General features: G+C 72.1%; 17 protein-coding genes. 12 read left to right on the top strand and 5 right to left on the bottom strand.

Annotated elements, in window-relative coordinates:
- The coding region (locus tag KME79_RS42140; protein WP_219551795.1) for a hypothetical protein at positions 1 to 704 on the top strand (704 nt) is incomplete at its 5' end.
- 37 nt (positions 705 to 741) lie between these two features.
- Here the strand turns inward: KME79_RS42140 and KME79_RS42135 are convergent.
- Together KME79_RS42135 and KME79_RS42130 are read right to left on the bottom strand one after the other, a co-directional pair.
- A complete protein-coding gene (locus tag KME79_RS42135; protein ID WP_219551793.1) occupies positions 742 to 1572 on the bottom strand; it encodes a hypothetical protein in 831 nt (276 codons plus the stop codon).
- Between the two features lie 31 nt (positions 1573 to 1603).
- A complete protein-coding gene (locus KME79_RS42130; protein WP_219551792.1) occupies positions 1604 to 2299 on the bottom strand; it encodes a Scr1 family TA system antitoxin-like transcriptional regulator in 696 nt (231 codons plus the stop codon).
- A gap of 84 nt (positions 2300 to 2383) precedes the next feature.
- Here KME79_RS42130 and KME79_RS42125 point away from each other — a divergent pair, with 84 nt between their 5' ends.
- Entirely contained in the window at positions 2384 to 3193 is an 810-nt protein-coding gene (locus tag KME79_RS42125) for a hypothetical protein (protein WP_219551790.1), read from the top strand.
- On the top strand, positions 3190 to 3567 hold the full coding sequence (locus KME79_RS42120; protein WP_148035843.1) for a GntR family transcriptional regulator: 378 nt from the start codon (positions 3190 to 3192) through the stop codon (positions 3565 to 3567). The genes KME79_RS42125 and KME79_RS42120 overlap by 4 nt, the downstream gene beginning before the upstream one ends.
- Positions 3568 to 3575: 8 nt before the next feature.
- Here KME79_RS42120 and KME79_RS42115 read toward each other — a convergent pair whose 3' ends face one another.
- Positions 3576 to 4151: a hypothetical protein gene (locus KME79_RS42115; RefSeq protein ID WP_219551788.1), complete on the bottom strand. Its 576-nt coding sequence runs from the start codon at positions 4149 to 4151 to the stop codon at positions 3576 to 3578.
- A 128-nt stretch (positions 4152 to 4279) separates the two neighbouring features.
- Here KME79_RS42115 and KME79_RS42110 point away from each other — a divergent pair, with 128 nt between their 5' ends.
- The 7 genes from KME79_RS42110 (at position 4280) to KME79_RS42080 (ending at position 11793) form a co-directional block, all read left to right on the top strand.
- Entirely contained in the window at positions 4280 to 5278 is a 999-nt protein-coding gene (locus KME79_RS42110) for an NAD(P)-dependent alcohol dehydrogenase (RefSeq protein WP_219551786.1), read from the top strand.
- Between the two features lie 18 nt (positions 5279 to 5296).
- Positions 5297 to 6148: a DUF72 domain-containing protein gene (locus KME79_RS42105; protein ID WP_378525025.1), complete on the top strand. Its 852-nt coding sequence runs from the start codon at positions 5297 to 5299 to the stop codon at positions 6146 to 6148.
- Positions 6149 to 6198: 50 nt separating this feature from the next.
- Positions 6199 to 7143, top strand: a complete 945-nt coding sequence (locus KME79_RS42100) for an RNA polymerase subunit sigma-70 (RefSeq protein ID WP_219551782.1) — start codon at positions 6199 to 6201, stop codon at positions 7141 to 7143.
- Between the two features lie 61 nt (positions 7144 to 7204).
- The gene (locus tag KME79_RS42095; protein WP_219551780.1) at positions 7205 to 7600 is read left to right on the top strand and encodes a nuclear transport factor 2 family protein; all 396 of its coding nucleotides are present in this window, start codon (positions 7205 to 7207) and stop codon (positions 7598 to 7600) included.
- A 110-nt stretch (positions 7601 to 7710) separates the two neighbouring features.
- The gene (locus KME79_RS42090) at positions 7711 to 9657 is read left to right on the top strand and encodes a beta-galactosidase (RefSeq protein WP_219551778.1); all 1947 of its coding nucleotides are present in this window, start codon (positions 7711 to 7713) and stop codon (positions 9655 to 9657) included.
- A 76-nt stretch (positions 9658 to 9733) separates the two neighbouring features.
- Positions 9734 to 10591 (top strand): TolB family protein, encoded by an 858-nt coding sequence (locus tag KME79_RS42085; RefSeq protein WP_219551776.1) that lies wholly within the window; start codon positions 9734 to 9736, stop codon positions 10589 to 10591.
- 41 nt (positions 10592 to 10632) lie between these two features.
- Positions 10633 to 11793 carry an MFS transporter gene (locus KME79_RS42080; RefSeq protein WP_219551774.1) on the top strand — a complete coding sequence of 387 codons (1161 nt, stop codon included), beginning with the start codon at positions 10633 to 10635 and terminating at the stop codon, positions 11791 to 11793.
- A gap of 4 nt (positions 11794 to 11797) precedes the next feature.
- Here KME79_RS42080 and KME79_RS42075 read toward each other — a convergent pair whose 3' ends face one another.
- Positions 11798 to 12988, bottom strand: a complete 1191-nt coding sequence (locus KME79_RS42075) for a TerC family protein (protein WP_219551772.1) — start codon at positions 12986 to 12988, stop codon at positions 11798 to 11800.
- Positions 12989 to 13049: 61 nt separating this feature from the next.
- Entirely contained in the window at positions 13050 to 13481 is a 432-nt protein-coding gene (locus tag KME79_RS42070; protein WP_219551770.1) for a VOC family protein, read from the bottom strand.
- Between the two features lie 60 nt (positions 13482 to 13541).
- Here KME79_RS42070 and KME79_RS42065 point away from each other — a divergent pair, with 60 nt between their 5' ends.
- Together KME79_RS42065 and KME79_RS42060 are read left to right on the top strand one after the other, a co-directional pair.
- Positions 13542 to 14348, top strand: a complete 807-nt coding sequence (locus KME79_RS42065; protein WP_219551768.1) for an MBL fold metallo-hydrolase — start codon at positions 13542 to 13544, stop codon at positions 14346 to 14348.
- Between the two features lie 45 nt (positions 14349 to 14393).
- A complete protein-coding gene (locus KME79_RS42060; RefSeq protein WP_246641318.1) occupies positions 14394 to 14996 on the top strand; it encodes a PadR family transcriptional regulator in 603 nt (200 codons plus the stop codon).
- The last annotated feature ends 102 nt before the right edge of the window (positions 14997 to 15098 follow it).

Genomic DNA, 15098 nt, shown 5'->3' with positions numbered 1-15098 from the left:
CGATCGCCGCGGCCCGCAGGGCAGCCGCTGCCGCCGCCCGGCGCGCCGCGCTCGCCGCCGCCCGCCGCCGCGCCGCCGCCGAGGCCCGGCGCAAGGCGATCGAGGCGGCCAGGAAGAAGGCCATCGCCCAGGCCAAGAAGAAGGCCGCCGCCGAGGCCAGGAAGAAGGCCATCGCCAAGATGCGCAAGGCCGCCGCCGAGGCGGTCAAGCGCAGAGCGGCCGCGGCGAGAGCCCGCGCGGCGGCCGCACGGGCCCGCGCCCGCGCCGCGGCGTCACGCGCACGGGCGGCCGCGTCCAGGGCACGCGCCAGGACCGCGGCGAAGGTCAAACGCGCCGTCGCCCAGCGTCCGAAATTGACCAGGGCCAGACCCAACCACCGGCCCACCACCCGCCGGGCGCAACAACGCGCGAACCCGCCCAAGGCACAGCGAAATCCGTCCAGTAACCAGTCCCAGCCCCGAAGAGGGCTCTCCGAGGAGCAGAAACGCTCCATCGACGAGCAGATGGGAGCACGCCGCTACAGTCCGGAAGAGCTGGGTGCCCACACCCGCACCGCGCGCAGCGAGTCGGAGCTCATGCCCTGGCAGGGCACCGGGCACGGCCCCGCGAGCAAGCCCTTCGAGTCGGACACCCCGGGCGTCGGCAAGGGCAAGGCGGTCGCCTGGTTCCTCTGGAAGATCCTCAGACCGGTGGCCAAGGACTGACCACCCGCTGATCGGCCCCGGGACCTTCCGGGGCCGATCACACCGGTCGGAGCATGCCCGACAGGTGGACCAGCCCTTCCCCGTACCGCTCGGCGACCTCTCGCTCCAGCTCCGGAGTGACCACCCAGACGCCTACCTCGACCCGTCCCGCGAGGATGTCGACAGAGGCCGATCGCAGGCCCTCCACCTCCTTCTCCACCCGCTCCCGCACCGCCTGGAGCTCGGCCTCGGTGTGCTCGGCCGGGCTCAGGCACAGCGCGCCGCCCCAGAGCTCGCGGATCGCGGCCTCGTGAGCGGCGGGGTCGCCGGTGAAGCGGACGTTCAGGACGAGCCGCTTCGGGTCGTTGCCGTGGCGCTCGACCGACCCAGGGTCGCCTTCCATCTCCTCCAGGTAGCTCTGGTCCAGCCAGCTGCCCGCGTAGCCGGGAAGCTCCTGGGCTCTGGCGAGCGCGGCCTCCATCGCCTCCTGAGTGGCCTTCGCCGGGTCGGCCGGGCGCCAGCCGCCCTCGGGTCGCGGGCACGGCGAGGTGAAGTCCGGCCCGCCGCCCGGAGCGTCGCGCTGCCCGGCGGGGCGCGGCGGCTCGGTGAGCGTCAGTTTCGCGCCGTCCCAGGTGCCGACCACGTGGTACTCGCCCCACCGCACGCCCCCTTGGGCCGAGTGCTCGACCGCCTCCCAGTCCCACCCGGCCAGGTCGATCCCGCCGCACTGGGGCGGAAGGGACTCCATGACCAGGTCGCAGAGCTGGGGTCCGTGCTCGTCGTCGGACAGCACGGTGCCTTCGGCCTGGTATCGCGTGACGGTCGCGGCCGGGGCCGTCCCGCAGGAAACGATGGTCACCAGCGCGGCCACGAGCAGGGCACCTCTCATGCCTCTGAGACGGGTCCGGGCGCGCGGTGGTTCAACGGGCCTTGAGTCGGTCGATCAGCGTGCGGTAGTCCGTCGCGATGTCGGCCAGCAGGTCGCGCAGCTCGTCGCCGTACACCGCGGCGGCGGCGAACGCCTCGAAGGCCTCCTCGTGGGCGGCGATCTCGGACGCTCCGGTCAGGGTGAGATCACCGGTCAGGGTCTCGACCACGCTGACCGTGCCGTCGTAGATGGTGAACCCGTGGAGCGGGAAGGCCGCCGCCTCCGCCTTCCAGGGGACGACGCCGAGCCGGACGTGCGGCAGCGCCGAGACCTGGGCCAGCCGGTCGAGCTGCGCCGGCATCAGGGACGGTGACCCCGGCCGGGTGCGCGCCGCGCCCTCCGTGAGCACGAACGCGAACCGCCGGCCCTCTTCCAGGAGCACCGCCTGCGCGTCGACCCGGGCGGCCACCGCCTCGGCCGCGTCGCCCGTGTCGCCCGTGTCGCCCGTGTCGCCCGTGTCGCCCGTGTCGCCCGTGTCGCCCGTGTCGCCCGTGTCGCCCGTGTCGCCCGTGTCGTCCGTGTCGCCCGGGTCCGGGCCGATGGCCAGTCGCGCGTAGTCCGCCGTCTGCAGCAGCGGCGGGATCATCGCGGGGGAGAACACCGCCATCCACCGCGCGGAGCGCACCCGCGCCGCCTCGGCCGCCTCGCGCCGGGGCAGCTCACCGGGTGTCCGTAGTCGATCCTCCACACCGAGGGTTCTACCACGCGCTTGATTTGTCGCAAGCTTTGACGCATCATATTAAGACAATGCTTGCGACAAACTGGAGGGGTCATGTCGAGCGACGCGTTATCCGGTCACGGTCCGGCGGTGCGGCCGGAGGACCTGAAGATGGCGGAGATCTGGCTGACCGGCCACGGCCTGCCCGACGTCCGGCCGACGCCGCTGCTGGCCGTGCGGCTCGCGGTGCGCCGGCGGGCGCGGCTCGCCAACGCGATCCTGCCGGCCGGCCTGTTCATCGGGGCCGCTCTCGCCTACGTCTCCGGCGAATCCGGGCTGCACGCCATGGTGCCGGTGCTGATCCTGATCGTGCTGGTGGTCGGGATGCTGCTGGCGCAGGCGCTGCTCGACCGGTGGGTGCGCAGGGTCGACCGGCGGGCCGGCGAGGCCCTGCCGCGCCGGACGGCTCACCTGGCCCAGCCCGGCTGGCAGGCCCTGCTCGGCCGGCCGCGCGCCGTGTTCATCGTCGCCACCTTCGCCGGCGCGACGGCGCTCGTGGTGAGCGCGCTGACCGTCCAGGACGCCGACGCGCGGTACGCGGCCCTGGTCGTGCTGGTCGGCGTCGCCGGGGCCGGCGCCGGGATCGTCCTGCAACTGCGCGACCTGCTGGCGCGTCCGATCGTCGCCGAGGACGAGGCCTCGCTGACCGCCGACGTCATCATGCGGATCGAGGACGCGCGCGAGGCCGGCATGCCGACCGTGCCGTGGTCGCTGCCGGTGGTGCTGATCTTCGGCGCCGCGCCCCTCTGGTGGAAGGTCGCGTCGATCGCCCTCGTCATCATCGGGATGATCGCGCTCATCGTGATCACCACGCGGACGCCGTCGAGCGTGACGACGGCGCGGCGCGTGATGAGCCTTTCATGATCGTCATCGACGCGGCCTCACCCGTCCCTCCGTACGAGCAACTGCGCGCCCAGCTCGCCGGCCAGATCCACGACGGCACGCTGCCCGTCGGCTCCCGGCTGCCGACGATCCGCCAGCTCGCGGCCAACCTCGGGCTGGCCGTCAACACGGTGGGCAGGGCGTACCGGGAGCTGGAGGAGGCGGGGCTGATCGAGACCCGGGGCCGGGCCGGGTCGTTCGTGTCGGCCGCCGGCGAGGAGGGCCGCGAACGCGCCCGCCGCGCCGCCGCCGACTACGCGGCCGTGGTCGCCAGCGTCGGCATCGACCCGCACGAGGCGCTCCGCATCGTCGAGGCCGCCCTGCGCCCCACCTCACCGGCGCGGGCCTCCCCCTGAGTGTCCGGTCAGGTCAGGACGACGAGCAGGATGGTCACGCCGAGGGTGAGGTCGAGGACGGCGCAGAACTCGGCGAGCGAACGGGTCACGACCTTGTCCGCCCGCCAGACGATCACGTCCAGCACGACGTGCCCGATCAGGGCCGCGGCGACGAGGCAGCCGCCCAGGACGGGCGGCAGGGCGAGCCCGGCCAGGGCGGCGCCGCCGAACACCAGCATCGCGGGGAGCTGGCCGGCCCTGAGCCCTGGCTCGCCCAGCATGCCGTTGACCAGGCCGAGCGCGGCCAGGGTGACGGCGCTCGCGACCAGCGCCGGCCACACGTCCAGGTCGAACAGCCGCAGCGCCGTCACCCCCACCACGGACATGCAGAACAACGTCCACACCACGCCCGGCTTCCCGATGACGGCGGTGGCCAGGTAGACGAGCGCGGCGAGGAACACCACCATCCCCTCGTCCCGCGCGTCTCCCATGTTCAGCCCGGAGAATGCGGCGAAGGCGAGCCCGGCCAGCGTCGGCCACCGGTGCGGCAGCGACCTGAGCAATCGGGCGGCGGGGGATACGGGTGTCTCGCTTGCGACGTGCATATCGCCGACTATCACCGCCAGGCCCGCCGCTCCTCCGGGCCCACGGCCCTACATGTCCGAATACTTGGGAATGTCGTCAGTTCGGACATGATCCAGCGCCGGGTTCGCCGCCGACGCAGAATGGGGGCATGAGAGCGATCGTGCAGGAAGCGTATGGCTCATTCGATGTCCTGAAATTACGTGACATCGACATGCCGGCGGTGAAGGACGACGAGGTGCTCGTCCGGGTGCGCGCCGCCTCCGTGCACCCCGACGTGTGGCATGTCGTGACCGGCCGGCCGTACGTCCTCCGCGTCATGGGGTCCGGGCTGCGCCGGCCGAAGGTCCGCGTTCCCGGCACGGACATGGCCGGAGTGGTCGAGGCGGTGGGCGCGGGCGTGACGCGGTTCCGGCCGGGCGACGAGGTGTTCGGCGAGACCCTGCACGGCATGCAGTGGAAGAACGGCGGCACCTTCGCCGAGTACGTCGCCGTACGGGAGGACAACCTGGCGCCCAAGCCCGGCGACGTGAGCTTCGAGCAGGCCGCGACCGTGCCCACCGCCGGGCTCATCACCCTGATGAACTTCCCGCCGGGCCCGCTGGGTGAGGTGCTGGTCAACGGCGCCGCCGGCGGCGTGGGCGGGCTCGCGGTGCAGATCGCCAAGGCCCGCGGCGCGACGGTGACGGGCGTCGAGCACACCTCCAAGCTCGACCTGGCGACCTCGCTCGGCGCCGACCACGTGATCGACTACACCAAGGAGGACTTCACCCGGCGCGGTGAGCGCTACGACCTCGTCTTCGACATCCCGGGCAACCGCCCGTTCGCGGAATGCCGCCGCGTGCTCAAGCCGGAAGGCACGTACGTTCTCATCGGTCACGACCACTACGGCGCCGGGGGCCATCAGGTGCTCGGCAGCCTGCCGCGCATGATCAAGCTGATGGCCCAGTCCATGTTCCACCGGCAGCTGCCGAAACCGACCGGGTCCCCGCCGCCCAGGAAGGAGTCGATGGCCGTGCTCACGGAGCTGCTGGAGACGGGCGGGCTCACCCCGGTCGTCGACCGCGCGTTCCCCCTGGAGGAGGCCCCCGCCGCCCTCCGCTACCTGACCGGGGGCACGGCCCGGGGCCGGATCGTCGTCGTCCCCTAGCCCGGTAACGTGGGGCGAATGCGGCTTCATGTGGGTTGTGCGATGTGGACGCACGGGCCGTGGCAGGGCCGGTTCCTGCCGCATCCGCTCCCGCCGGCCGAACGGCTGCGGGCCTACGCCACCTGGTGCAACGCCGTCGAGGGCAACACGACGTTCTACGCGACACCGGCCAGGAGCACGGTGGAGACGTGGGCGGCCCAGACGGCGCCCGGCTTCCGGTTCGTGGTGAAGCTGCCCAAGACGATCACGCACGAGCGGCGGCTCTCGGGGGCCGACGAGCCGTTGCGCGAGTTCCTGGACGCGATCGAGCCGCTGGGCTCAAGGACGCACGCCCTGTGGATCCAGCTGCCCGGATCCTTCGGTCCCGGTGACCTCGGGACGCTGGCGGCGTTCCTGCACCGGCTGCCGCAGTCCTACCGCTACGCGGTCGAGGTGCGGCACAAGGCGTTCTTCGAGGACGCGCGGGCCGTCCGGTCGCTGGAAGGCGTGCTGGGCCGGGCCGGCGCCGAGTGGGTGCCGTTCGACACGGTGACGCTCTTCGAGACCCCGCCGGCCACCGACGCCGAGCGCGACGCCTGGGTGAAGAAGCCGCGGGTGCCGCGCCGGTCGGCCGCGCTCACGGACCGGCCGATCGTGCGCTACCTGGGCCGCGACGACGTCGACCGTACGGTGGAGGGGTGGGGCCACTGGCTCGGCGTGGTGACGGAGTGGCTGCGTGAGGGCCGCTCGCCGACGGTGTTCGTGCACACCCCCGACAACGCCGAGGCCCTGGAGCTCGCCCGCCGCTTCCACGACGCCGTGCGCGCCCGGCTGCCGCAGGTGGAGCCGCTGCCCGAGCCTGTCCCGGCCGAGCCGCCGACGCTGTTCTGACCAGCGGCCGTGGACGTGTCACCGTACGGACGGAAGGGCAGGCCGGTCGCATGGAGTACGGCGAGCTGCTGGAGGCGGCGCGCGGCGGCGACGAGAGGGCGTTCGGCAGCCTCGTCGGCCCGTTTCAGGACGAGCTGCGCGCCCACTGCTACCGGATGCTCGGCTCGGTGCACGACGCGGAGGACGCCGTGCAGGAGACGCTCGACCGGGCATGGCGGAGCATCGGCCGGTTCGAGGACCGGGACGGCTCGCTCCGCCCGTGGCTCTACCGGATCGCGACGAACCGGGCGTTGACCCTGGCCGAGCGGAGAGGCCGCCGGGAGCTGCCCGCGGACCTGCGGCCCGGGGTGACCGAGGTGGCGTGGCTGGAGCCGTACCCGGACCGGCTGATGGGCCCGGAGGCGCGGGCCGTGGAGCTGGAGAGCGTGGAGCTGGCGTTCGTGGCCGCGCTGCAGCACCTGCCCCCGGTGCAGCGGGCCGCCCTGCTGCTGCGCGACGTGCTCGGCTACACCGCCGCCGAGACGGCGGGCCTGCTGGACACGACGGTCCCGGCCGCCAACAGCGCGCTGCAACGCGCCCGCAAGACCGTGGCCGGCCTGCTGCCCGGTACGACGCAGCGGCGCGAGCTGGGCGCCGGCGGGCAGTGGGAGCTGGCCAGGCGGTACGCGGCGGCGTGGGAGGCGGGCGACGTCGAGACGATCGTGGCGATGCTGACCGAGGACATCAGATACTCGATGCCGCCGCGGATCGAGTGGTACGCGGGCCACGACGCCGTCCGCCGCTTCCTCATGGAGGCGGCGCGGCGGGAGCGCTGGCGGTTCGTGCCGGCGCGGGCCAACGGTCAGCTCGCGTTCGGCACGTACCGCTGGGACGGGACCGCGTACGTCCCCGGCGGGCTGGACGTGCTGGCCGTGCGGGACGGGCGGGTGGCCGAGGTGGTGTCGTTCCTGGAGGCCGACCTGACCACGTTCGGGTTGCCGGCCGAGCTGCGATGAGTTTCCCGATCCGGCTGGGTTGTACGGGTGAGGGAGACCATCCAAGGAAAGGCCGGAGCTCATGCGTACCGATGACCAGCGGATCAGGGAACTCGTGGAGCGGTGGGCGCGCGCCGCGCACGCCGGCGACCTGGACGGGGTGGTCGCCGACCACGCCGACGACATCGTCATGTTCGACGTGCCGCCGCCCTACGAAGGGGTGCGCGGCATCGAGGCCTACCGGCGCACCTGGCCGGAGTTCTTCACCTGGCAGGCGGCGGGGGCCACGTACGACATCGTCTCGCTGGAGGTGACGGCGGGCGAGGACGTCGCGTACGCGTACGCGCTGCTGCGCTGCGGGATGCCGGACGACGACCCGAAGGTCCTGCTCCGGCTCACGTTCGGGCTGCGCAGGGAGGGTGGGCGGTGGGTGGTGGCGCACGAGCACCACTCGTTCCCGGTGGGCGCCGGGGCTTGAATCGAATCAAGCATCAACTGTGAGCGTAAGCGAGGGCTCCCCCCTGGGCTTGTGCGGTAGAAGGAAGAACGTTTTAATCCTCCTCTGAAGCACCGACAGGAGGAGGAGCCTTGATCGGCTATGGCGGCGACTGGAATCCGGAGCAGTGGCCCGAGGAGATCTGGGCCCAGGACGTCGCCCTGATGCGCGAGGCCGGCGTCAACCAGGTCAGCGTCGGCATCTTCTCCTGGGCGCTGCTGGAGCCGGTCGAGGGCAGGTTCGAGTTCGGCTGGCTGGACCGGGTCCTGGGCCTGCTCGCGGACAACGGCATCGGCGCCCTTCTCGCCACGCCGACCGCCTCGCCGCCGCCCTGGTTCGGCCACGCCTACCCCGAGGCGCTCCCGGTGGACGCCGACGGCCGACGGCTCCACCACGGCAGCCGCCAGGGCTTCTGCCCCAGCTCGCCGATCTACCGCGACAAGGCCCTGCGTGTGGTGGAGCGGCTCGGCGAGCGCTACCGCGGGCACCCGGCGCTCAGGTTGTGGCACGTGCACAACGAGTACGGCTGCCACAACGCCCGCTGCTACTGCGACGCCTCCGCCGACGCCTTCCGCGCCTGGCTGCGCGGCAGGCACGGGACGCTGGACGCGCTCAACGACGCCTGGGGCACCGCCTTCTGGTCGCAGCGCTACAGCGCCTGGGAGCAGATCCTGCCGCCGCGCGCCACCCCGTCGTTCACCAACCCGGGGCAGCAGCTCGACTTCCGCAGGTTCAGCTCGGACGCGCTGCTCGACCTCTACCGCGCCGAGCGCGACCTGCTCGCCGGGCTGTCCCCGGACGTGCCGGCCACCACGAACATGATGGCGGGCGCGCACTGGGACATGGACTACTGGTCCTTCGCCAAGGAGGTGGACATCGTCTCCACCGACCACTACCTGATCGGCCCCGACCCGCACATCGACCTGGCGTTCGCCGCCGACTACGCCCGCTCGCTCGGCGGCGGCCGGCCGTGGCTGCTGATGGAGCACTCCACCAGCGCGGTCAACTGGCAGCCGGTCAACCGCGCCAAGCGCCCCGGCGAGCTGCGCCGCAACTCGGTGCAGCATCTGGCCAGGGGCGCGGACGCGATCATGTTCTTCCAGTGGCGGGCGTCCAGGGCGGGGGCCGAGAAGTGGCACTCGGCGATGCTCCCGCACGCCGGCACCGGCACGAAGATCTGGCGCGAGGTGACCGCCCTCGGCACGCTCCTCGGCGCCGCCGCCGAGGTGGCAGGCAGTACGGTCGAGGCCGACGTCGCGATCCTGCTCGACCACGCGAGCGTCTGGGCGCAGGACCACCCGGCCCAGCCCACCACCGAGCTGAAGCCGGTCGAGGTGATCAAGAGCTGGTACGCCGAGCTCTGGAAGCAGGGCGTCACCTGCGACGTCGTCCACCCGGAAGCCGACCTGTCCGGCTACCGCCTGGTCCTGGCGCCCTCGCTCTACCTGGTCAGCGACCACGGCGCCGCCGGTCTCGAACGCTTCGTGGCCGCCGGCGGGACCGCCCTGGCCGGCCCGTACAGCGGCATCGTCGACGAGCACGACCGGGTCAGGCTCGGCGGCTATCCGGGCGCCTGGCGTGACCTGTTCGGGGTGACGGTGGAGGAGTTCTTCCCGCTGGAGCCGGGGGAGAGCGTCACGCTGTCGGGCGGCGGCACCGGGACCGTGTGGACCGAGACCGCGCACCCCACCACCGCCAAGGTGCTCGACACGTACGCCACCGGCGAGCCCGCCTGGACCCGCAACGCCTGGGGCGACGGGACGGCCCACTACCTGACCACCCTGCTCGCGGGCGACGACCTGGCGGCCGTGCTCCGCACGGTCTGCGACGAGGCGGGCGTCACCGCCCCGGCGGCTCCCGGCGTCGAGCTGGTGCGGCGGGCCCACCCGGACGGCCCGGCCTACCTGTTCGCCATCAACCACACGGGCGCGGACACGACGGTCGACGCCACCGGCACCGACCTGGCAACGGGCGACCCGTTCACCGGCGAACTCCCCGCGGGTGAGGTGCGGATCATCCGGCTCACGCCCGCCGGATAGCCCGTGGGAGGATCACGCGCGAACCCGGGCGGATCCGGGGCGTCCTACACACGTGGACGGACAACGGGAGGCTGTCGTGAAGTTCGTGAGCGTGCTGGGCGCCGTGGCGCTCGTGGTCACCGCCGTACCCCCGGCGCAGGCGGCGGAGCGGACGGGGCCGGTGAGCGGGGCCGCCGTCTACGCCCGCTACGACGACGGCTACCGGATCGCCCACCACCGCCCGGGCTCCGGCCTGAAGACGCTGGCGGAGCTGAAGAACAGCGTGCAGTTCGCGGCCTCGCCCGACGGGCGGAAGGTCGCCTACGTCGCGGGCGGCGCGTTGCGGGTGCGCGACGGCGGCAAGGTGACGACCGTGGCACGCCGGGTGCAGGACGGCACGCCGTGCCTGACCCCCGCCTGGTCGCCCGACTCCCGGCGGGTCGCGTACGTGACGGGCTCGAAGGTGCGGGTGACAGACGGGCGGACCTCCAAGGTGCTGGGGAAGACGCGGGGCGTGTGCCACCTGACGTGGTCGCCCGACGGCCGCTACCTCGCCGGATACGCGGGCACCACCGACGGCGTCTACCGCCTTGACGTGAAGACGGGGAAGTCGGTCAGGGTCAAGGGCGTGAAGCTGGCCAACCACGTGCAGAGCCTGTCGCCGGGCGGCCGCTACGTGGTGGTGCGGACGCTCGGCCCCGACGACCCGGGCGGTGACGGCGGCTGGCCGGTGTGGTTCACGCCGACGGTGGTCGACACCGTCACCGGACGCCGGGTGCCGATCCCGGTGAAGAGGGCGATCGGCGCCTTCTACCTGGCGGACGGCCGGCTGGTGGTGCGGGTGCGCGGGCAGGCCGCCAACACCTGGGCCGTGCTCGACCGGCGGGGCCGCGTCACCGAGCGGCTGACCGAGCCGTCCGCGGCCAGGGAACAGTCGCTGCTCCAGGTGCTCTGACCCCTGCCGGTGGATGATCTCTTCCAGTAGCATCGGCGGACGTGTCGGTCGTGCGCGGTCCCGTCCTCCTCTCGTACGTCGCCTTCGTCCTGGTCGGGGTGAGCGCCGGGGTCGCGGGGGTGCTGCTGCCCACGCAGATCGCCGACTACGGCGTCGACATGGCGACGATCGGCATCACGTTCTTCACCTTCTCCGCCGGTTACCTGCTGGCCGGGTCGACGTCCGGGGCGCTCGTGCAGCGGTACGGGACGCGGCTGGCGCTGCTGGCGGGCGCGGGCTCGTTCGTGCTGTCGGCGCTGGTGCTGGGGGTGCGGCCGTCGTTCCTGGTGTTCGTGGCGGTGCAGGTGGTGGCCGGTTACGGGACGGGGCTGCTGGAGGCGGTGCTCAACGCGTACCTGGCGGGGCTGCCGTCGGCGACCACGCTGCTCAACCGGCTGCACGCGTTCTTCGGCGTCGGCGCGCTGGTGGGGCCGCTGCTGGCGACGTGGATGCTGACGTTCGCGCCGTGGAACGCCGTGTGGCTGGTGCTGGCCGCGCTGTTCGCGCCGCTGATGGTGGCGTTCGGGCTCACGTACCCGAAGGAGGCGGCCGCGCGGGCCTCGCAGGGGGAGGGGGCGCGCAGCGGGCTGCTCGGCACGGCGCTGCGCTCGCCCGCGGTGGTGCTGGCCTGCGCCTTCCTCGCCGTGTACGTGGGGCTGGAGACGGCCGTGGGCAACTGGGGGTTCACGTTCCTGGTGGACGAGCACGCCCAGGCCGCCGAGGTGGCCGGGCCGATGGTGAGCGGCTACTGGCTGGGGCTGACCGCCGGGCGGTTCCTGATCAGCCCGGTCGCCGCCCGGCTCGGCTGGACCACGGCGGCCATGGCGTACGCGTGTCTGGCCGGGATCGCGGCGTCGGTGGCGCTGATCTGGGCGGCCCCGGCCGGTCTGGTGGCGGGCGCGGGGCTGGCGCTGCTCGGGTTCTTCCTCGGGCCGGTGTTCCCGACCGCGATGGCGGTGGTGCCGAACCTCACGGAGGCCAGGCTGGTGCCCACCGCCATCGGCGTCATGAACGGCGTGTCGGTCGTCGGCGGCGCGGTGTTCCCGTGGCTGGCCGGGGCGGTCGCCGAAGGCGTCGGCGTGTGGACGCTCATGCCGTTCTCGCTCACGCTGGCCCTGGCCCAGCTGTCGATCTGGCGCCTGCTCATGGCCCGGACACGCTGACCGGTCACCTCGGCCGGTGGGCCTCCTCGGGGCCGTACTTCTCGTGGACCCGGCGCAGCATGTCCATCAGTTGCTCGTCCTCGCGGATCTTCGCCCGGTACTTCTCCGGCAGCCTGCGCAGCTCCTCCTCCTCGTCCTGGAGCCTGCGGTAGAAGTACGCGCACTCCTCCGGGGAGCACTCCTCGTCCAGGAGCCTCGTGGCGTAGCGGCGGGTGGCCGAGGACATGTTCTGCGCCCGGCCCTTGGTGCTGGCCAGCGAGGCGACGACGGTGATCACCAGGAGGGTGACGATCACGATCAGGGACAGGCCGGTGGGGATCTCGACCACCGGCACGGGCTCGCCGTCGTTGATGAACGGCACGTTGTTCTCGTGCAGGGCGTGCAGGAAGAGCTTGACGCCGATGAACCCGAGGATCGCGGCGAGCCCGTACGAGAGGTAGATGAGCCGGTCGAGCAGGCCGTCGATGAGGAAGTAGAGCTGACGCAGGCCCAGCAGGGAGAACGCGGTGGCGGTGAAGACCAGGTAGACGTTCTGGGTGAGGCCGAAGATGGCCGGGATGGAGTCGAGCGCGAACAGCAGGTCGGTGCCGGCGATGGACACCATGACGAGGAGCATCGGCGTGAGGACGCGCCTGCCGTTCTCGACGGTGGTCAGCTTGTCGCCGTCGTAGTGCTCGGAGGTCGGCAGGAAGCGCCGGGCCAGGCGGACCACGAAGTTGTCGCCCCTGTGGCTCTCCTCGCTCTCCGGCCTGACCAGGTGTCCGGCGGTGAAGAGCAGGATCAGGCCGAAGATGTAGAACACCCAGGCGAACGTGTTGATCAGCGTCGCGCCCAGGAAGATGAACCCGGTCCGCGCAACCAGCGCGAACGTGATGCCGAACAGCAGCACCTTCTGCTGGTCGGCCCTGGGCACCCGGAAACTCGCGATGATGATCAGGAACACGAACAGGTTGTCGACCGAGAGCGCCTTCTCCGTGACGTAACCGGCGAAGTACTCGGCCCCCATGTCGCCGCCGCCGAAGACCCACACGCCGAGCCCGAACACGATGGCGATGCCCACGTAGGCGGCCGACCAGACCGCGGCCTCCCTGAGCGTGGGGATGTGCGCCTTGCGTACGTGGAAGACGTAGTCGAACAGCAGGAGGCCGGCGATCCCGAGGACCGTCAGCCACCATATGAGCGCCGGCACATCCACGTAGGCCCTCCAGAATCCGGACAGAGATCCTTCTGTTACCCCTCGCCGGAGAACTCACGCATCAGGCGATGCAGAGCTCGTTGCCCTCCGGGTCGATGATCGTCACCCACCGGGTGGGGCCCTGCCGCCCTTCGTGGAGCACCTTCGCACCCTTGCCGACCAGCCGCTCCACCTCGGCGTCGATGCTGCCGGCCCCGGCGCGGACGTCGAGGTGGATCCGGTTCTTGACCGTCTTGCGCTCCGGCACGAGCTGGAACAGCACGCGCGGGGCGCGCTCCAGCCCGCCCGGGTGGCGGATCGCGGTGCCTTCCTTCCACACCAGCGCGCCCTTGTGGAACCCGGTGTCGGCCTCGGTGGCGTGGCCCTGCACGATCTGCCGGCGGATGAACGCCTCGTCCTGCCGCTCGACCTGCCAGCCCAGGGCGTCGGCCCACCAGTCGGCCAGATTGTGCGGGTCCTGTGAGTCGATGACCACCTGGATGTCGTGCGCCATGTGCCGATCCTAATAAGGTCTTTTCATCATGACTTCGGTACGCCGCTCCGGGATCGCACCATGAACGAACCATGGCAGGAAATCGGCGATGGGGTTTTCGTCCGCCGCCACGAGTCCTATGACATGAACGTGGGCCTGGTGGTCGGCGACGGCCAGTGCCTGGTCCTCGACACGGGGATGTCCCACCGGGAGGCGGCCGACCTGGTCGCCGCCGTCCGCCGGGTCACCGGCAGCCCGTGGACGGTCGTCAACACGCACGCGCACTTCGACCACTACTTCGGCAACGCGATGTTCGGCCCGGCGGAGATCTGGGGACACGTCCGCTGCGCCGAGGAGATCGAGCTGCGCGGGGCCCACCACCGGGCCGGCGTGGTGGCCGCGCTCGGCGGGGAACGGCGGGCGGAGCTGGAGGAGGTGCGGATCGTGCCTCCCGACCACGTCTTCACCACGGCCGCCACACTCGACATCGGCGGCCGGATCGTCCACCTGCGCCATTTCGGGCTCGGCCACACCTCCGGCGACATCGCGGCGCATGTGCCCGACGCGGGTGTGGTCTTCGCGGGCGACCTGGTCGAGGAGGGCGCGCCGCCGGCGTTCGGCGACGCGTACCCGCTCGACTGGCCCGGCACCACGGCCAGGATGCTGCGCGACATGCGCGAGCAGGTGTACGTGCCGGGCCACGGCGCGGTCGTCGGCCGCGACTTCGTGATCGGGCAGCACGAGGAGCTGTCGGTGGTGGCCGAGCTGGCCCGCCGCGCCCACGTGGAAGGGCTGCGCGACCTCATCGGGAAGTTCCCCTATGACGAGGACGTCACCCGTACCGCCATCGGCAGGGCCTTCGCGCAGCTCGACGGAGAGCTTCCCTGAAGACGGGCATTTCGCTATAGTGCATATTGCACTATTGAGGGAGGCATGATGGCGCGACGCCACGACCTGGTGGGGCTCACCGTCCTCGCCATGCTCTCGGTACGCGCCAGCCACCCTTACGAGCTGCACCGTTTCATCGTCGACACGCACAAGGACTACGTGACCGGCCTGCCGAGGAGTCTCTACCACGCGGTGGACCGGCTGGCCAAGGACGAGCTGATCACCCCGGCGGAGACCGGTCGCGAGGGCCGCAGGCCGGAGCGCACAGTCTACGAGATCACCGACGAGGGCAGGCAGGAGCTGACCGTCCGGATGCGCAGGCTGCTGGAGCAGCCGGAGCCCGACCGGCGCACGTTCGTCGCCGCCGTCTCGATGATCGGGGTGCTGGCTCCGGAGGCCGCGCTCAAGGCGCTGCGCACCCGCACGGCCGCGCTCCAGGGCTCGATCGGGGGCATCGACGCGCACCTGGCCACCCTGGCCGAGAACGGGCTGCCGGAGATGCTCATGCTGGAGCTGGAGTGTGACCGCGCCCTCTACGGCGCCGAGCTCGACTGGGTGCGCACGGTCATCGGCCGCATCGAGCGCGGCGAGCTCGACTGGTCGGGCACGGTCAAACAGTCGCTGATGGAGCAGCTGCTCGACGAATGAAGCGGCCGCCGGAGTGCGCCAACACCCCGGCGGCCCATCCGAACACGGCGCCTGCCCTGTCCAGACTCGCAGTCCCAGGATAGGCGCCGCCGACCACGGGAG

Origin of the sequence: Nonomuraea harbinensis (assembly GCF_019396385.1) — a bacterium.
GTDB lineage: Bacteria > Actinomycetota > Actinomycetes > Streptosporangiales > Streptosporangiaceae > Nonomuraea > Nonomuraea ferruginea.
Note: the sequence above shows the minus strand (reverse complement) of the source record. Positions and strands in the feature narration are given on the sequence as shown.